The organism is Streptomyces sp. NPDC060035 (assembly GCF_042736635.1).
Classification (GTDB): domain Bacteria; phylum Actinomycetota; class Actinomycetes; order Streptomycetales; family Streptomycetaceae; genus Streptomyces.
In genome coordinates, this window is sequence record NZ_JBHWVO010000016.1 from 1 (window position 1) to 14,750 (window position 14,750).

The 14,750-nt window shown below is 69.1% G+C and carries 20 protein-coding genes and 3 pseudogenes; 15 read left to right on the plus strand and 8 right to left on the minus strand.

Annotation, left to right across the window (positions count from 1 at the left end; translation table 11 throughout):
- Nucleotides 1–94: 94 nt before the first annotated feature.
- Both ACFWBQ_RS23895 and ACFWBQ_RS23900 read right to left on the minus strand, forming a co-directional pair.
- Nucleotides 95–616: a hypothetical protein gene (locus ACFWBQ_RS23895; protein ID WP_385492577.1), complete on the minus strand. Its 522-nt coding sequence runs from the start codon at nucleotides 614–616 to the stop codon at nucleotides 95–97.
- Between the two features lie 107 nt (nucleotides 617–723).
- The gene (locus tag ACFWBQ_RS23900) at nucleotides 724–993 is read right to left on the minus strand and encodes a hypothetical protein (RefSeq protein ID WP_385492579.1); all 270 of its coding nucleotides are present in this window, start codon (nucleotides 991–993) and stop codon (nucleotides 724–726) included.
- Between the two features lie 494 nt (nucleotides 994–1,487).
- On the opposite strand from ACFWBQ_RS23900, the gene ACFWBQ_RS23905 reads away from it, so the two are divergent.
- Together ACFWBQ_RS23905 and ACFWBQ_RS23910 are read left to right on the plus strand one after the other, a co-directional pair.
- The gene (locus ACFWBQ_RS23905) at nucleotides 1,488–1,802 is read left to right on the plus strand and encodes a hypothetical protein (protein WP_385492582.1); all 315 of its coding nucleotides are present in this window, start codon (nucleotides 1,488–1,490) and stop codon (nucleotides 1,800–1,802) included.
- 96 nt (nucleotides 1,803–1,898) lie between these two features.
- Nucleotides 1,899–2,174 (plus strand): annotated as a pseudogene (locus ACFWBQ_RS23910) (hypothetical protein); the annotation flags it as partial.
- Here ACFWBQ_RS23910 and ACFWBQ_RS23915 read toward each other — a convergent pair.
- The gene (locus ACFWBQ_RS23915; RefSeq protein WP_385492586.1) at nucleotides 2,171–2,545 is read right to left on the minus strand and encodes a hypothetical protein; all 375 of its coding nucleotides are present in this window, start codon (nucleotides 2,543–2,545) and stop codon (nucleotides 2,171–2,173) included. The pseudogene ACFWBQ_RS23910 and the gene ACFWBQ_RS23915 overlap by 4 nt on opposite strands.
- Nucleotides 2,546–2,753: 208 nt before the next feature.
- Between ACFWBQ_RS23915 and ACFWBQ_RS23920 the strand changes: the two genes are divergently transcribed.
- The 4 genes from ACFWBQ_RS23920 to ACFWBQ_RS23935 are packed head-to-tail and all read left to right on the plus strand — an operon-like array spanning nucleotide 2,754 to nucleotide 4,319.
- Nucleotides 2,754–3,305 (plus strand): AAA family ATPase, encoded by a 552-nt coding sequence (locus ACFWBQ_RS23920; RefSeq protein ID WP_385492589.1) that lies wholly within the window; start codon nucleotides 2,754–2,756, stop codon nucleotides 3,303–3,305.
- Nucleotides 3,306–3,361: 56 nt separating this feature from the next.
- Complete coding sequence (locus ACFWBQ_RS23925; RefSeq protein WP_385492592.1) at nucleotides 3,362–3,685, plus strand: hypothetical protein; 324 nt, start codon at nucleotides 3,362–3,364, stop codon at nucleotides 3,683–3,685.
- The gene (locus ACFWBQ_RS23930) at nucleotides 3,682–3,945 is read left to right on the plus strand and encodes a hypothetical protein (RefSeq protein WP_385492596.1); all 264 of its coding nucleotides are present in this window, start codon (nucleotides 3,682–3,684) and stop codon (nucleotides 3,943–3,945) included. The genes ACFWBQ_RS23925 and ACFWBQ_RS23930 overlap by 4 nt, the downstream gene beginning before the upstream one ends.
- A gap of 2 nt (nucleotides 3,946–3,947) precedes the next feature.
- Nucleotides 3,948–4,319, plus strand: a complete 372-nt coding sequence (locus ACFWBQ_RS23935) for a fic family toxin-antitoxin system, toxin component (protein ID WP_385493478.1) — start codon at nucleotides 3,948–3,950, stop codon at nucleotides 4,317–4,319.
- A 6-nt stretch (nucleotides 4,320–4,325) separates the two neighbouring features.
- On the opposite strand, the gene ACFWBQ_RS23940 is transcribed toward ACFWBQ_RS23935, so the two are convergent.
- On the minus strand, nucleotides 4,326–4,553 hold the full coding sequence (locus ACFWBQ_RS23940) for an abortive infection family protein (protein WP_385493500.1): 228 nt from the start codon (nucleotides 4,551–4,553) through the stop codon (nucleotides 4,326–4,328).
- A gap of 129 nt (nucleotides 4,554–4,682) precedes the next feature.
- Between ACFWBQ_RS23940 and ACFWBQ_RS23945 the strand changes: the two genes are divergently transcribed.
- Complete coding sequence (locus ACFWBQ_RS23945; protein WP_385492598.1) at nucleotides 4,683–4,853, plus strand: hypothetical protein; 171 nt, start codon at nucleotides 4,683–4,685, stop codon at nucleotides 4,851–4,853.
- Nucleotides 4,854–5,161: 308 nt separating this feature from the next.
- Here the strand turns inward: ACFWBQ_RS23945 and ACFWBQ_RS23950 are convergent, their stop codons facing one another.
- Entirely contained in the window at nucleotides 5,162–6,385 is a 1,224-nt protein-coding gene (locus ACFWBQ_RS23950) for an MFS transporter (protein WP_385492601.1), read from the minus strand.
- A gap of 5 nt (nucleotides 6,386–6,390) precedes the next feature.
- The gene (locus ACFWBQ_RS23955) at nucleotides 6,391–7,761 is read right to left on the minus strand and encodes an NAD(P)-binding domain-containing protein (protein ID WP_385492605.1); all 1,371 of its coding nucleotides are present in this window, start codon (nucleotides 7,759–7,761) and stop codon (nucleotides 6,391–6,393) included.
- A gap of 211 nt (nucleotides 7,762–7,972) precedes the next feature.
- On the opposite strand from ACFWBQ_RS23955, the pseudogene ACFWBQ_RS23960 reads away from it, so the two are divergent.
- The 8 genes and pseudogenes from ACFWBQ_RS23960 to ACFWBQ_RS23995 all read left to right on the plus strand — a co-directional run.
- A pseudogene (locus tag ACFWBQ_RS23960) lies at nucleotides 7,973–8,148 on the plus strand (FAD-dependent oxidoreductase); the annotation flags it as partial.
- 42 nt (nucleotides 8,149–8,190) lie between these two features.
- A complete protein-coding gene (locus ACFWBQ_RS23965) occupies nucleotides 8,191–8,559 on the plus strand; it encodes an ArsR/SmtB family transcription factor (RefSeq protein ID WP_385492608.1) in 369 nt (122 codons plus the stop codon).
- Complete coding sequence (locus ACFWBQ_RS23970; protein WP_385492611.1) at nucleotides 8,556–9,053, plus strand: GNAT family N-acetyltransferase; 498 nt, start codon at nucleotides 8,556–8,558, stop codon at nucleotides 9,051–9,053. Before ACFWBQ_RS23965 ends, ACFWBQ_RS23970 begins: the two co-directional genes overlap by 4 nt.
- Nucleotides 9,054–9,361: 308 nt before the next feature.
- Nucleotides 9,362–10,104, plus strand: a pseudogene (locus ACFWBQ_RS23975) (helix-turn-helix transcriptional regulator); the annotation flags it as partial.
- Nucleotides 10,105–10,168: 64 nt separating this feature from the next.
- Entirely contained in the window at nucleotides 10,169–10,573 is a 405-nt protein-coding gene (locus ACFWBQ_RS23980; RefSeq protein WP_351408166.1) for a type II toxin-antitoxin system PemK/MazF family toxin, read from the plus strand.
- Nucleotides 10,574–10,914: 341 nt separating this feature from the next.
- Nucleotides 10,915–11,457, plus strand: coding sequence for a GNAT family N-acetyltransferase (locus ACFWBQ_RS23985; protein ID WP_385492615.1), 543 nt, complete (start codon nucleotides 10,915–10,917; stop codon nucleotides 11,455–11,457).
- Between the two features lie 79 nt (nucleotides 11,458–11,536).
- Nucleotides 11,537–11,689, plus strand: coding sequence for a hypothetical protein (locus ACFWBQ_RS23990; protein ID WP_385492617.1), 153 nt, complete (start codon nucleotides 11,537–11,539; stop codon nucleotides 11,687–11,689).
- 483 nt (nucleotides 11,690–12,172) lie between these two features.
- The gene (locus ACFWBQ_RS23995; protein ID WP_385492620.1) at nucleotides 12,173–12,442 is read left to right on the plus strand and encodes a GlsB/YeaQ/YmgE family stress response membrane protein; all 270 of its coding nucleotides are present in this window, start codon (nucleotides 12,173–12,175) and stop codon (nucleotides 12,440–12,442) included.
- 253 nt (nucleotides 12,443–12,695) lie between these two features.
- Here the strand turns inward: ACFWBQ_RS23995 and ACFWBQ_RS24000 are convergent, their stop codons facing one another.
- Both ACFWBQ_RS24000 and ACFWBQ_RS24005 read right to left on the minus strand, forming a co-directional pair.
- Nucleotides 12,696–13,382, minus strand: coding sequence for a response regulator (locus ACFWBQ_RS24000; RefSeq protein ID WP_385492624.1), 687 nt, complete (start codon nucleotides 13,380–13,382; stop codon nucleotides 12,696–12,698).
- On the minus strand, nucleotides 13,379–14,683 hold the full coding sequence (locus tag ACFWBQ_RS24005) for a sensor histidine kinase (protein WP_385493576.1): 1,305 nt from the start codon (nucleotides 14,681–14,683) through the stop codon (nucleotides 13,379–13,381). The genes ACFWBQ_RS24000 and ACFWBQ_RS24005 overlap by 4 nt, the downstream gene beginning before the upstream one ends.
- Nucleotides 14,684–14,750 lie beyond the last annotated feature (67 nt).

Consider the following 14,750-nt stretch of genomic DNA (forward strand, 5'->3'; position numbering starts at 1 on the left):
CCCGCTTCCGCACACCAGCCGACATCATGACGTTCCTCGCTCCAGACCCCACCCAAACCAAGATCAAAAAAACGAGTTAATGATCTGCACGCCCTTAGTCGTCGGCTGCGACGAGCAGGGTCAGTGCAGCTGCGGGACGGTCGATGAGGACCAGTTCGTGGTAGTCGATGTGGATGGGGCCGTAGTCGTGGAACGCGTCCTCGGGGAGCCGTCCCAGCACGTATCGGGTGGTTGCCGTGCGGATCGGGGTGTAGATCTCCTGCTGCAGGCGGGCCTCGAGCTCCTCCGGGATGTTGCCGTGCCGGCCGGCCCACGAGTGGATGATGTCGGCTGCGGTTGCGTCGTCGACTGCCCTGTAGGTGTCGGGGGCGATGCGGTCAAGCCACCATTGGCCGTGCCGAGGCCAGTCCTGAACGCCCGCTCCGGCGTACGTGTCCCGGAACTGAGGGTGCGCGATCAAGGCCGCCAACATGTCGCGGTCGTCGGGCGCATCGGCTGACAGCCGGAAGCGCTTGGTGTCGACCCAGCGGTAACCGTGGGAGCCCTCGGCGAAGTCGAAGTCACGGAAGTTGATGAAAGGGCTGTCCGAGTGGACGAGGGCGGGCACCGGTTCCATGCTGATCATCGTAGTGCGCGCTGCGTCGAATCCGACCGGCGATCTGCGGCCTGACCAGCTACTACTCTCGACCAGTCACCCTCTCCGGCGTCGGGATTCGCGTGCGCTCACCAGGTCGTGCGCCGGCTGGCTTCGGCTGCGTACGCGCCCCGGTCGCCGGCCGATGCCGTCTGCCACTGGACGGCGACTTGGATGCGGACGCCGAGCACCCTGGCGAGGATGGCGGCGGGAAGTTCGGCGGCGAGGGTGAACAGTGCGGTGGAGTGGTCCTGCCGAGGCCGGATCCCGATCTTGTGGAGACGCTGGCCGATCCGGCCGTCCCTTGCCGTCGCCGAACTCGGTGCCAGCGCATGGCCTCCGGGGTACATTCCGGTCACCCCGAGCTCGGTCAGAGGCCGGTCTCCTCGGCCAGGTCCTCACGGCTGATCCCGTCCGGGCTCCGCGCCTGGAGCGTCCTGCATCACGGCAGAGCCGCATGCAGATCGACCGTGCACTTCGGGTTGTCAGCTGAGCCAGTGGCGCCAGCGGGCTGCCGGCGGCTCGCAACGTCCTGACGCGACCAGGTCCTGGTAGGCACGTTCGTCCAATTCACCCCAGGTCACTTCCTCCCCGTCCTCGGGGAGTGGCTGTCCGGCACCGTCAGTGAATGCGGAAACAGCGACCTCGCAGTCGGAAGGACGTACGGTCTGGGTGGCATACCACCCAAACGCAACGACGGCTACGACGAAGCAGGCCAGCAGTATTCGGGCCCGATGGTTGTTCACCAGCCGCATCGTAGGACACCCGTTCCACTTCCCAACTCGAGGACTGCCCGACCGCTGGTGCCGTGACCGCATTGGTTCCCCGGGTGGGATCCGGCAGGATCTTGTGCATGTTCGAAGAGAAGATTGAAGCGATCTCGCAGGTGATGGCCGAGCACATGGCCATGCCGTTCCCGCCAGGCTTCCGCGGCCTGGATATCGAGGGCCAGGACATGGTGATGCTTGATGCGGACGCCTACGGCTACGCCCTGGGCGTTCTCAAAGGTCCGCTTGACGAACGGCGCGGTGAAGGCTTGGTCCGGCTGACAGCGGTGTTCGAGAAGGTTCTCCCGGCGATCGACGACAAGTACGCGACCAGGTACTACATGCACGTCCGCGACATGGCTGTGCTGGCCGCCGAAGTCGAGACTCTGCGCCAGAAGTAGCCCCCGACCGGGAAGTTTCGCCCGGCTCGTCATCGCGGCGGTTGGATGTGTGCGGTGACGTCCGATCCGCCCCGTGGAGGCATGATGGCCGAGCTTCCGACCTACGTGTCCTGGGCCAACCCGATCCAAGCCCACTTCGGACCACTACGGCAGTTCACCATCGCCAACTCCAGCCACCCCAACCACACCGCACAGCCCCGGGCCCTGCACGCCTACCAACGCTGGCGCAACACCAACGCTCGCCACCCTGACGCGCTGGCCAAGCAACGTCGGGAACGCGCCCGCATCCGCAGTGGGAAAGGCATTCGCTGGCGAGGACACCCTCTCAAAAATCGCAGCCTGACCAACCCGGCGAACCCATGTGGTCACTAGCGGGTCAGCGTCTCGAAGCCGACGTCTCCGCAGTACTGCGCAACGAGCTCCTCCGCTTCGGAGTCACTGTTGCTCATCGCTGCCACCGTCGCCTCCGCCAAGGTGCGGCCTCCGCCGACGGTCTCATCCCGGAGCGGTCGCATCGCGAGGAAGGCGTCCTGAGCGACGGCCCCGACCTCGTCGTACCCTGACGAGTTCGGCGCGTCGGTGCCCGCCGCGTTCCGCGCCTTCTGCCACGTCCCCAGTTGCGTGCAGTAGTTCTCCCGCTGCGCGGTCAGTTGCTGCTCGTCCCTGCCCTCGGACGAGGAACACCCCGCCGCCACCGCCATGAGGGCGAGGACCGGGACTACCGCCTTATGTACGCGCACCATGTTGCCCCCGGCTGAAACTGCGTCCGCTCGGCCCTGTCACTTGCAACTCCCGCAGCAGGCTACCCGCGTGGGTTCCTTGGCCGCCGCAGAGGTCGCTGACTGAGCTGCGCAGCGCCCGCAGGAAACGCGATGGTGGGCCGTCCTCCCCGGGGCGTGCGGCATGCTGGGCCCGACGTGCGGGCATGGCAACGGGTCAGGGAGGATCGCGTTGATCGTTTGGGTGAACGGTGAGTTCGGGAGCGGGAAGAGCACGCTGGTGGACGAGTTGCGTCCGTGTTGGCCCGAGGCGCTGGTCTATGACCCAGAGATGGTCGGCTATGTGCTGCGGGAGATTGTGGAGGTGCCGACTGGCGACTTCCAGGATCTCCGGTTGTGGCGGCGGCAGGTCGCCGACCTGGCGGTGGGGCTGGTCGAGGAGTACCGCCGCCCGGTCCTGGTCCCCATGACCTTGGTCAACCCCGGGTATGCCGGCGAGATCTTCAGTGCACTGACGGACGCGAACATCGACGTTCATCACTTCTTCCTGCAGGTCCCCCGAGAGGTCCTGGAGCAACGGATCGACGGCCGGAGCTTCACCCCGGACAAGCCTGAGCAGGACGAGCGGGTGCGGCACTGGTGCAAGGACAAGATCGAGCTGTGTCTGGCGGCGGCCGACACCCTGCCCAGCGACACGGTGTTCCTGGACGGCGAGCTGCCCCCGAGCAAGTTGGCCGATCAGGTACTGGCCCGGGTCCGATCCGGTGGGCGATCCGGCGCCTGATCGCGGTTGTGGCTGTTCAGCGTCGCTTTTGAGGGGTATCACGGTGCGGCCGGACCGTGATCATCGACGGCACCGAGATGCGTGTCCGAAGGCACGCCGCCGGGGGCAAGGACCGGGAGAAGTTCAGCTCCGGCAAGGACAAGCAGAACGCCGTCAAATCCATGGTCGTCACGGACGCCGAAAGGCGCCTGCTGTTCTGCGGCCCGGCTGAACCAGCCGGCTGCGCCGACATCACCCACACCAGGAAACTGGGCCTGGTCACCTTCCTGCCCCGGGGGCCGGGCCATTTTGCGTTCTGGAGGCATCGGAGGGGAAAGCTGGGGAGGGCCGGACAACTTCCCGACGGCGTGTGCTACCACCCTGCTACCTTGGGGGCATGAACAGCGACAGGAAGCAGACCCAGCTCCGGCTCGCCCCCGATGTCCTTGCCGCGGGCAAGGACGCCGCCGCCGCCCGCGGTCTGGACTTCAACCGGTACGTGGAGCGTCTCATCTCCGAGGACACCACGGGCGCCCGCTCGGCCGGCATGGCCGCAGCCCAGCGCCTGATCGACACCCAGAGCGACTTTCTCGACGGCCTGGAGGCCGACCTCGACGCGCAGCACACCCCGAGCTCGCAGAACCGGGGCGCCGCTGCGTGAGCATGTCCCTGCACGTCGACCTGTCCTGGATCCTGGAAGTCGCCGAGCGGGCCGGCAAGCACGACCCGGCGCCCGACGACCTCGGTGTCCCGCTCGCCGCCGTCGCACGACATCGTGCAGAGCTCCTCGAGCAGCCCGTCTACGGCGGCCCCTACGCCCGCGCCGCCGCCCTCGTCCACACTCTCGGCCGATGCCGCTGGCTGGAGCGCTCCAACCTCACCGTCGCCTGCGCCGTGGCGGTCATGTACCTCAACGCCAGCGGCATCCCCGCCGACCCCGACCGCGACCAACTCGCGGCCCTGGCCCAGGAGCTGTACAACCCGCGCTGTACCGCGGCGAGCATCACCGAGCAGCTACGCACCTGGCAGGGCTGACGCAGGTCAGTGCCGTCCAGGGACCTCACCTTCCCGCAGGGAGGATGCCGCGGCGTGCACGTCGAGGTAGAAGTGCGCCACCGTCACTGCCGCATCGACGACCATCCGTGCGGTCGGCACCTTCAGCTCCGGACGCCGGCTCAGGCCGTGACCGGTTCCGAACCCGGCATTACGCCTCGGCAGTGGAGACAGCCAAAGCGGCGAGGGGACCCGGAATCCTGCGGCGCTGCTCAGCTACCGAGCCCACCGCCGGGTCCGGACCCGGATGGATGGTGGCCCGCTTAGTGAGAGTGCGGATGTCCAGCTCGGTTTCCTTGCCCGCCCCGTGAAGCCCCAGAACGGACGTGAGGACTGGCATACCGCTTGTGTGTCCCTCAGCTGGGACCCGAGCTGCCCGGCGACGCCGAGGACAGCCCGGTGCTGCTGGTCGGGGTCGAGCTCCTCGCGATCAAAACAGCCGGTGCGGCTGATCGTTCTGGGGGCGGCAGCGGGGACGACGGGGCGGTCGTCGGTGCCGTGAGCCCGGTCGTATGACGTCGGGGGCGGAGGAAGGCGGCGGTGTCGTGCGGGAGTTGCCGACGATGGTGGCAGCGCCGGGTGGGGTGACGGCGGCTGCCATCGCTGTGACCATCCGCGACGGCCCGACTCCGTGCTTGTCCGCATCCCGTACAGCGCGAAGACGCGGAGCCGGATGACTGCGGCGAGGCCTTTGGGCTCGTGATCCCATCTCTGGGGGAGAGGGTGCGGCGTGAGGCGGTCGAGGGTCAGTTCGTGCAGCTCAGCGCGCGGAGCGCCAACCCTGGTCATGCAACAGGTGTGGTGCTGCCGCCGGTTCGGGTGACTCAGGGGAGCGGCCGTGCCTGCGGTCGGGTTCCAAGAGCAGTGGCAGCTGCGGTGAGCGAGAGTGCGGCAAGCAGGGCGAACAGAGTGGGGTAGCCGCCGAGCGGTCCTGCGAGGAGTGCGCCGGCGAACGGTGCGAGTGCAGCTGCTGCGTGGGCTGGTGCGCCGAGGAGTCCGGAGAGGCGGCCGTAGTGGGTGGTGCCCCAGCGGTCGGTGACGGCGGTGGCTTGGAGGAGGGTGAGGTTGCCGCGTACCACTCCGGCGAGTACGGATACGAGGATGAGTAGCGCGTACGGTCCTGCGACCGTAGCGAGGAGCGCGGTGGTGATTCCGCCGAGTGCGATCAGGGTGACGGTGCGGGCGGTGACGCCGAGGCGACGGGCGAGGGCCGCGTACAGGGTGCGGCCGAGGGTTTGGCCCGCGCCTCCGAGGCCGAGGGTCCATGCGGCCTGGGTGGCGGTGTAGCCGCGTTCGAGCAGGAGGGGGACGAGGCCGATGACGACGGCGTACATCGCGAACGATGACAGGGTGAAGGTGGCCGCCAGCATCCAGAACGCCTTGTCGCGCACCACCGCGTCACTGCCACCAGGGACGTGTGCCGGGCTTGGCGGGGCAGGTGGCCAGGGGGCTTTCAGCGCGAGGGCGTGGGCCGGGATGGTGAGGGCCGCGAGGATGCCGGCGAGCACGACGTAGGTGGCGCGCCAGGACATGTGGTCTGCCAGGACCGCGGTCAGGGGCGCGAAGACGGTGGAGGCGAGTCCACCGGCCAGGGTGACGATCGTAAGTGCGCGGATGTGGTCGGGTGCCCACCAGCGGGTGAGCGCGGCGAAGGCGGGCTGGTAGAAGGTGGCGGCCATCGCCGTACCGGCGAGCAGCCATCCGGCAAGGAAGACGGCCGGGTTGGGGGCTGCGGCCACGAGCAGAAGGCTCAGGGCGCCGAGGACGGAGCCGGCCGTCATAACGGTGCGGGGGCCGCGGTGGTCGAGGATGCGGCCGACGTGGATTCCGGCGATGGCGGAGATGACGAGCGCGGCGGAGAACGCCGCGGTGGTTGTGCCCGTGCTCCAGCCGGTGTCGGCGGTGATGGTCGGGTTGAGGACGGGGAAGGCGTAGTAGAGGATGCCCCAGCTCGTGATCTGCGTGAGGCACAGGGCGGGCAGGACGGCGCGGGGCCGCGACCGGATCCCCGTCCCGGTCGCGGCCCCGCTGCCTCGAAGGTCGGTCACCTGGGTCAGCAGCCGCCGGAGCGGGCCGGGGCGCCGACACCGATACTGATCGTGGCCGGGGCCGCGCAGCAGCCGCCGCCGGTCTCCTCGGCTGTCTCGGGCTGGTCGAAGAGGCCTGCGCCGCCGCACACGCCCGTTTCGGGGAGGGTGAGTTCGACGCGTTCGGCGGCTTCCAGGTCGCCGGCGAGGTGGGCGGCGATGGAGCGGACCTGCTCGTAGCCCGTCATGGCCAGGAACGTGGGCGCACGGCCGTAGGACTTCATGCCCACCAGGTAGACGTCCTTCTCCGGGTGAGAGAGCTCGCCCACGCCGTGCGGGTAGACGGTGCCGCAGGAGTGCTGGTTGGGGTCGATCAGCGGAGCCAGGGCGGTCGGGGCCTGGAGGCGCTCGTCCAGGCCGAGGCGCAGCTCGTCGAGGAAGGTGAGGTCGGGGCGGAAGCCGGTCAGGACGATGACCTCGTCGACTGCGTCGAGTCGGCGGCCGTCCTCGCCGACCAGGACCAGGCGGCCCTCCCCGTCGCGCTCGATGGTGTCGGTGCGGAAGCCGGTGACCGCCTCCGCGTATCCGCCGTCGACAGCGGCCTTGGCCGCCAGGCCGAGCGCGCCGCGGGCAGGGAGCTGGTCGGCTTCGCCGCCGCCGAAAGTCGATCCGGAGATGCCCCGGCGCAGGATCCAGGTCGCGTGGGTACCGGTGCCGTCACCGGACTTGGCGAGGTCGGCGAGGTAGGCGAGCGCGGTGAAGGCGGAGGCACCGGAGCCGATGACCGCAGTGCGCCTGCCCGCGTACCGGGCCCGGACGGCGGGGTCCTTCAGGTCCGGGACGAGGTAGGCGATCCGGTCGGCCGCGGCCTTCTCGCCGAGGGCGGGCAAGCCGCTGCCACCGGCCGGGCTGGGGGTGGACCAAGTGCCCGAGGCGTCGATCAGCGCGCGGGCCAGGACACGCTGCTCGTGGCCGCCGGCGGTCGTGTAGTGGACGACGAAGGGCTGGGCCGCGCGGTCGGCGTCGACGATGCGGTCGCGGCCGGTGCGGGAGACGCCGGTGACCCGCGCGTCGTAGCGGACGCGGTCGCCGAGGACGTCGGCGAGGGGCTGGAGGTAGAGGTTGGCCCAGTCCCGGCCGGAGGGGTAGGTGTCCTCGGCGGGCTTGGTCCAGCCGGTCGGGGCCAAGAGCTTTTCCGCGGCCGGGTCGACAACCTCGCCCCAGCGGGAGAACAGCCGCACGTGCGACCACTCGCGGACGGCGGATCCGGCGGTGGATCCGGCTTCCAGGACGAGGGATTCGATGCCGCGTTCGGTGAGGTGAGCGGCGGCCGCGAGTCCGGCGGGGCCGGCCCCGATGACGACGACGGGCAGGTCGGTGGTGGCAGGGGCGTTCACGGCAGGCTCCTCGTTGTTTCGACATCTGTCGATGGCTTGCGTGCCCAGCATGGCACCTGATTCGACAGGCGTCAACATAGACGTTTGTCGAAATCATGGGCTCGCGTGGAGTGCATCGACGTCGCGGTGATCGGGGCGGTCGGTCCGGCTCTGCGGCCGCGCATGCCCTCGTCCGACAGGGGCTGGCGCCCGTGGTGCTGGAGACCTCGACGGCGCCCTCGACGCCGGCGGCCGGCCCCGCCACCGCGGCGGCTCCCTGACTCACCCGGACCTGGCCTCGTGGGCCTGGAGTGGCAGCGCAGCGTGTCGTCGAACTCCCTGCGTGGAGTCGGCAGAGACGCCGAGCGCGCCGCCCGCCGCCTCGCGCGCCATCTCGCCCGCCCTTGAGACGCCACTGCACCTTGGTTCGACATGTGTCAACATAGACGTATGTCGAATGCGAAGGTTCTGCCGCTCCTGGAGCCCGAGGCCGTCGCCCCGTGCTGCCCTCCGCTGACCGAACGCCCCATGTCCGCCGACGAGGCCGAGGTCGCGGCGAAGATGTTCAAGGCCCTCGGCGACCCGGTACGCCTGCGCCTCTTCTCCGCTGTCGCCTCCCACGAGGGCGGAGAAGCCTGCGTATGCGACATCTCCGACGTCGGCGTCTCCCAGCCCACGGTCTCCCACCACCTCAAGAAGCTCAAAGAGGCAGGCCTCCTGTCCTCCGAGCGCCGGGGCACCTGGGTCTACTACCGCGTCGAACCCTCCGTCCTCGCCTCGATGGGCGCCCTGCTGGCCGGAGCGGCGAAGGCCGCATGAACGACCTCCGGATCGAGGTGCTACGCGCCGAGGACGCCGAGCAGGTCCTGGCCATCTACCAGGCCGGCATCGAGGAGGGCAATGCGACCTTCGAGACCAACGCGCCCAGCTGGGCCGAGTTCGACGCGGCGAAGCTCCCCGCGCACCGCTTCGGCGCCTTCGGCGGGGACGGCTCGCTGCTCGGCTGGGTGGCCGCGACGAAAGTCTCGGACCGCTGCGCGTACGCGGGCGTGGTCGAGCACTCCGTCTACGTCCACGCCGCCGCGCGCGGCCGCGGTGTCGCCCGCGGGCTCCTGAACGCGCTGATCGCCTCGACCGAGGCCGCAGGCATCTGGACCATCCAGTCCGGGATCTTCCCCGAGAACACCGCCAGCCTCGCCGTCCACGCCCGGGCCGGGTTCCGGATCATCGGGACCCGTGAGCGCATCGGCCGCCACCACGGCGCGTGGCGGGATGTGGTCCTGCTGGAGCGCCGCAGCCCCAGCGTCATGTGAGGTCCCATTCACCCGCTAAGGGCTGTCGTCCGCCTCGGCGGGGTGGGCAGGACGCTCAGGGTTGACGACTCGTCGGTCCGGCCGGTGTGTAGTGACTTCATGGTGGGGAAGCTGTACGCGGGCGCGAAGACTGCAGTCGGTCCGCGGCGCCGATGACGTGGTGCGGATCCGGATCGTCCCGTTGGACGTCTACGTCCTCAACTCGCCGGAACTGGTGCGGCAGATCCTGCCGACGCAACACCCAACTGCCAAGCCAGCACACCGATCTCATCCTGAAACGATCAGTCAGGAGCGTGGGACAGTAGCGACACGAGATCGGCCTGCCGACGAGTACTCCTCGCCGCACGTCGGGTCTGCGACGCGAAGAGGTGGCAGAGCTGGCCCACATGTCAGTCGGCTCCTACACACGACTCGAGCAGGCCCGCGGGCCCCGACCGTCGCCCCGGATCCTGGACGCGCTGGCCCAGGCCTGCGGCTCACTCCGGCCGAACGTAGCCACCTGTTCCACCTGGCCGGATCATCCGCGCCGCCCGGCACCAACGCCGTGCAGCGGGTGCGCCCGCAGGTGGCCCGGATGCTGCGGCGACTGCCGGAGACCGGCGCGATCGTCACCGACGCGGCCTATGGCGTCGTCGCCTGGAACCCCCTCGCGCAGGCTCTGCTGGGCGATGACCTCGGACGCGGGACGACGAACCTGGCCCAGCGCCGCTTCCTCGGTCGGGGGCTCATGTACGAGAGCTCCAGCGCAGAGGAATTCGGGCACATTGTGGTGGCGCGACTGCGCCGGGCCGCAACCCGATACCCGCACGATGCGCAGCTCGCCGATCTGCTGACCGAACTGCGCTCCGGCAGCGAGGAGTTCCGGAAGATCTGGGAAACGCGCCCGGTCCACGCTCCCGGGCACCGCACCAAGACCCTCGACCACCCGTCGGCGGGCAAAGTGCGGTTGAATTGCGACGTACTGCTCGTCCCCGAGGACGACCAGGAAGTCGTCCTGATGACGGCGGATCCCGGATCGCCTTCAGCGCGGACCCTGCGCAGGCTCGCCGCACCCGTCTCCACAGCGCGTCGGGGTCGCGCAGCGTCCGCCCGCCGTTCCTGTGTCAGGAGGACATGTGCAACGTGGCGAAGTCTGGTGGGTGGAGTTCGACGAGCGGCGGCCGGTCGTGCTGCTGTCGGGAGACGACGCGTCCGGGATCCGGGTGATGCAGGTCGTCGCTCGGGCGGGTGTCGACATCACCGGTCTGGGCGTCGAAGTGGCAGTAGGCGCCGTGGAAGGACTGCCCTTTGAAGGCGTGCTGCGGTTCGCGTTGCCGCGTCCGGGCTTTACCCCTTGCACGTGGCTGACCACCGTGTCCCGGGACGACCTGATCGAGCGAGCGGGCGTTCTGTCCTCCGCGAAACTCAGCGAGATTGAGAACGCCCTCCGTCTCGGTGAGCAAGCGAAGGAGTGGACCCCGGCGACGACCGCGAAGCTCAGCGAGATAAGGAACGCCCTCCGTCTCGGTGGACTCGGGTAGGCGGAGAAGGAACGGACGCCCGCGACGGCGTGGTCGGTCTCGTCCAGATGATCGACGCTGCCAGCTGCCTCCTCGGCGCCCCTCACGATCGAGATCACGAACTACGGCTGGAGTACTAGGCGGTCTCGACCGAGCGACGCGCTCGGTGCGGGCCGGCGACACGGTCCTTGCCGACCACTCCGAGCCGCAGATGAACGGGGCGCTTTGCGAGTAGCGCAAAACCGAGCACTTCCTGGCCTTCGTCGGCATCGCCAGCGCACAGATCTGCTTCCGCCGCTGCACCAACTGCCACGAGCGCTAATCGGTTTGCCGCCGCCGGCCCGATCGGATAGGAATCTTGCATGCTAATGGGCAGCAAGGTCGGGCTCAGGGCCCGGCACGAGGACGACATCCCGATCCTGCAGACCGAGCTCTACGACGACGTGGTCAACTACTCGCGGTCCGAAGTCCGGCCGTGGCTGCCGATCACGCCCGGCTCGAAAGAATCGCGGCTCGTGGTGGACGACACGGAGCAACGGCACGCCCAGTTCTCCGTGGTGGAACTGGACGGCGGCACGCTGGTCGGCACCGCGACGCTGTGGAACATCGACAACCACAACCGGTCCGCGCACATCGGGCTGGGGCTGCTGCCGTCCTCCCGCAGCAAGGGTTACGGCACAGACGTGGTCGCGGTGCTGTGCCACTACGGTTTCGTCGTGCGCGGCCTGCAGCGTCTGCAGATCGAGACGCTGTCGGACAACGCTGCGATGCTGCGCTCCGCCGAGCGCAACGGCTTCGTACGCGAGGGCGTGCTGCGCTCCTCGGCCTGGGTGATGGGCGAGTTCCTGGACGACGTGGTGCTCGGACTCCTCGTCCAGGACTGGAAGCCGGACTCGAAGGGCTAGGCTCCGCCTGTCGGTGGGCCCCTTCGCCGACCGACAGGCGAACCGCTCAGGCCGAGGCCGCCTGTCAACGTGGAGGCCCTTGTCGGGCCGCCACCGGGTCGTCATGCGCGCCGTGTCCTGGCTCAATGGCTGCTGCTGCCTGCACAGGCATGACGAGCGCAAGGCCGAGGACTTCCTGGCCTTCGTCGGCATCGCCGACGTCCTGATCTGCTACTGCCGCTCCACCAACTGAGATGACCTCCAAGCATCTCACCTGGCCTACCTGACGGCCACAGAGATCGGCGACCCCGTCCAGCGCTTTGCTGCGCACGCCGATGAGCGTGCCGGTCAGGGCCGAACCCATTGGTGGGCCATCTATGGGAGCCGCACGATTCGATGCCCCCTGACACGGGCGGCGACCTCGATCCGACCTGCAGTCCGCGCGAATGCGACCATGTGAACGGTCATCCGGATCTGAGCATCCGACTCGGCGAACGGTGCCAAGTGAGCCGCTCGGTCAGACCTGCGCACGCTCGCTGCACAGCAACTACCGGTCCGAGAAGGCCGACAGCCCCGGCGCCGCCCCGGAACCAACCAACCTCCGTACAGGGCGGCACCTGAGGGCCGCCCCTGCCGCTCACCGCACGAGAGATTGCGTGATCAGCGTTTGAAAGCACCGGCACGGTAAAGACGGTTCCTTGACACTGTCTTTATACGGCCAGGTAGGAGTGGCATCATGGGCATCATTGCTTGGATCATCATCGGGTTGCTCGCGGGCCTCATCGCCAAGGCACTGATGCCGGGCAAGGACCCGGGCGGCATCATCATCACGATGCTCATCGGTGTCGCGGGAGGCCTGCTCGGCGGCTGGCTCGGCAAGGTCATCTTCGGCGTCGACTCCATCGACGGCTTCTTCGACCTCTCCACCTGGATCGCCGCCATCGTCGGCTCCCTCATCCTCCTCGCCCTGTACCGGGTCATCACCGGAAACCGTCGCCACGCCTGATCCATCCGCACATCGCCGCGAAACGGCTCCGCCCTGACAGGGCGGAGCCGTTTCGCGCATCACAGCGACTCCGTCATCGCGTCGGGCCGCGCAGTCGGCATCGGACCGGGACCGTGAGGCGCTTCAGCGGTGCACCTCTGGGGAGCCTGTTCAGTCACCTCCAGCGCGGGGAACCGCTGTATGGCAGTTCGGAGGCGTGAACTACCGGAACAGACGAAGGTTTCGGCGGCTGATCCCACGTCTCGGCTTCGGTCTACGTCTGCTCGGCGGCCTCGCGTGCGCCGGCGCTGACCAGCCCTGTCTCATAGGCGACGATGACCGCCTGGACACGGTCACGGAGTCCAAGTTTGGCGAGGATACGGGCAACGTGCGTCTTCACGGTCGCCTCGGCCAGGTGGAGGCGGGCGGCGAGTTCCGCGTTGCTCAGTCCTCGGGCCAGCAGGCCGAGGACCTCCAGTTCGCGAGGGGTGAGCGAGGCGAGGTCGCGGTGGAGTGCGGCGGTGTCGCTGCCGTGCTGGGCGAACCGCTGCACGAGGCGCCGGGTGATGGCGGGCGCGAGGAGAGCGTCGTCGCTACGGACCGTGCGGACGGCCGCGGTCAGATGTTCGGGGGTGACGTCCTTGAGGAGGAAGCCGCTGGCCCCGGCGGAGAGTGCCGCGTAGACGTACCGGTCGAGATCGAAGGTGGTCAGGATGATGACGCGGGGTGCGTCGGGAGCGCCGGTGAGGATGCGGCGGGTGGCCTCCAGGCCGTCCATCTCGGGTATCCGGACGTCCATCAGGACCACGTCGGGACGTGTGCGGCGGACCGCTTCGACCGCTTCGATTCCGGTGGCCGCCTCGGCGACGACCTCGATGCCGTCGGCGCCGAGGATCAACCGGAAACCGGTGCGGACCAGGGTCTGGTCGTCGGCGAGCAGAACGCGCAGCGGCTCGGTCACGGTGTCTCCAACGGGATCAGTGCTTCCACACGGTAGCCGCCGGTCAGGCGTCGGCCGGTGTTCAGGGTCCCGTCGTGCACGGCGAGGCGCTCGCGCAGGCCGATCAGGCCCCGGCCGCTTCCGGCGGTCGCGCCCGGGTGTCCACCGGTGTCGGTGACTTCCACCCGGAGCTGTTCCGGGCCGTATTCGACGGTCACGGCGGCGGTGGCGCCGGACGCGTGCTTCACGGTGTTGGTCAGGGCTTCCTGGACCACGCGGTAGGCGGCGAGTTCGAGGCCGGGCGGGAGGGGACGGGGCGGGCCGGCCACGGTCAGGTCGACGGGCAGTCCGGTGTCCCGGACCCGTCCGACCAGCGTCTCCAGCTGGTTCAGGCCGGGCTGCGGGGCCAGCTCCGCCTCCGTATCGGCCAGGTCTCCGCCTCCGTCCGTCCCCTCGCCCTCGTCGGCCATGGTGAGCAGTCCCATGACGTGACGAAGCTCGGTCATGGCCGCCCGCCCACTCGCCTCGACGGCGAGCAGAGCCTCGCCGGCCTGCTCGGGGGAAGTCTTCATGATCTTGCGGGCGGCGCCCGCCTGGATGATCATCACGCTGACGTTGTGCGTGACGACATCGTGCAGTTCGCGGGCGATCCTGGCCCGCTCATGCTCGACCGCCCGGCCCAGCGCCTCGGCCTGTTCGCGTTCCAGGGCAGAAAGCCGGGTGCGGCCCTCGTCGGTCCGGAGTTTCCAGTTACGCAGGCCGACGGAGGCCACGGCCATCGGGACCAGGATCAGCAGGGCGATGTATTCGTTGGGGACGATCGGTGTCACCGAGTTCCCCGAGGTGCCGACCAGGACGACCGACACCGGCAGCGCCGCCAGGGTCGCCACCCGGTACGGGCTGTACACGGCGGCGCCGTAGACGGCGATGACGAACGCGTAGAAGGTCAGCCGCAGGACGCTCTGCGGTGTCGCCAGTGTCGAAGCCGTCACGATGCACAGCACGGCGAGCGGGTAGCGGCGACGGAGCGCCAGGGCACCCGAGGCGATGACCGCGAGGGTCACTATGAAGGCCATGCCGCCGGGGCCGGACGGGCGCGGAATGACGCGCTCCACGCCGGGCGCGATCTCACGCACCACGACGTTGTCGGCGTTGTCGATGCCGTAATAGACGGTGACGATTCCGAGTGCCAGTGCCACCAGCGTGTCGAACTGCCAGGCGCGCCGGGTGGGCCGCAGCGGTGGACCGCTCGGAAACCTGGCGTCGCGGACCGTCCGGCGGGCGGCTTCCCGCAGCCGCTCCAGCGTCGTACGTACGTCCATCACCGGTTCATTGTCGCCGCCGCGGGGACCCGCGGAGTCCGTCTTGGTGGTCATTTCCGCCGCACCG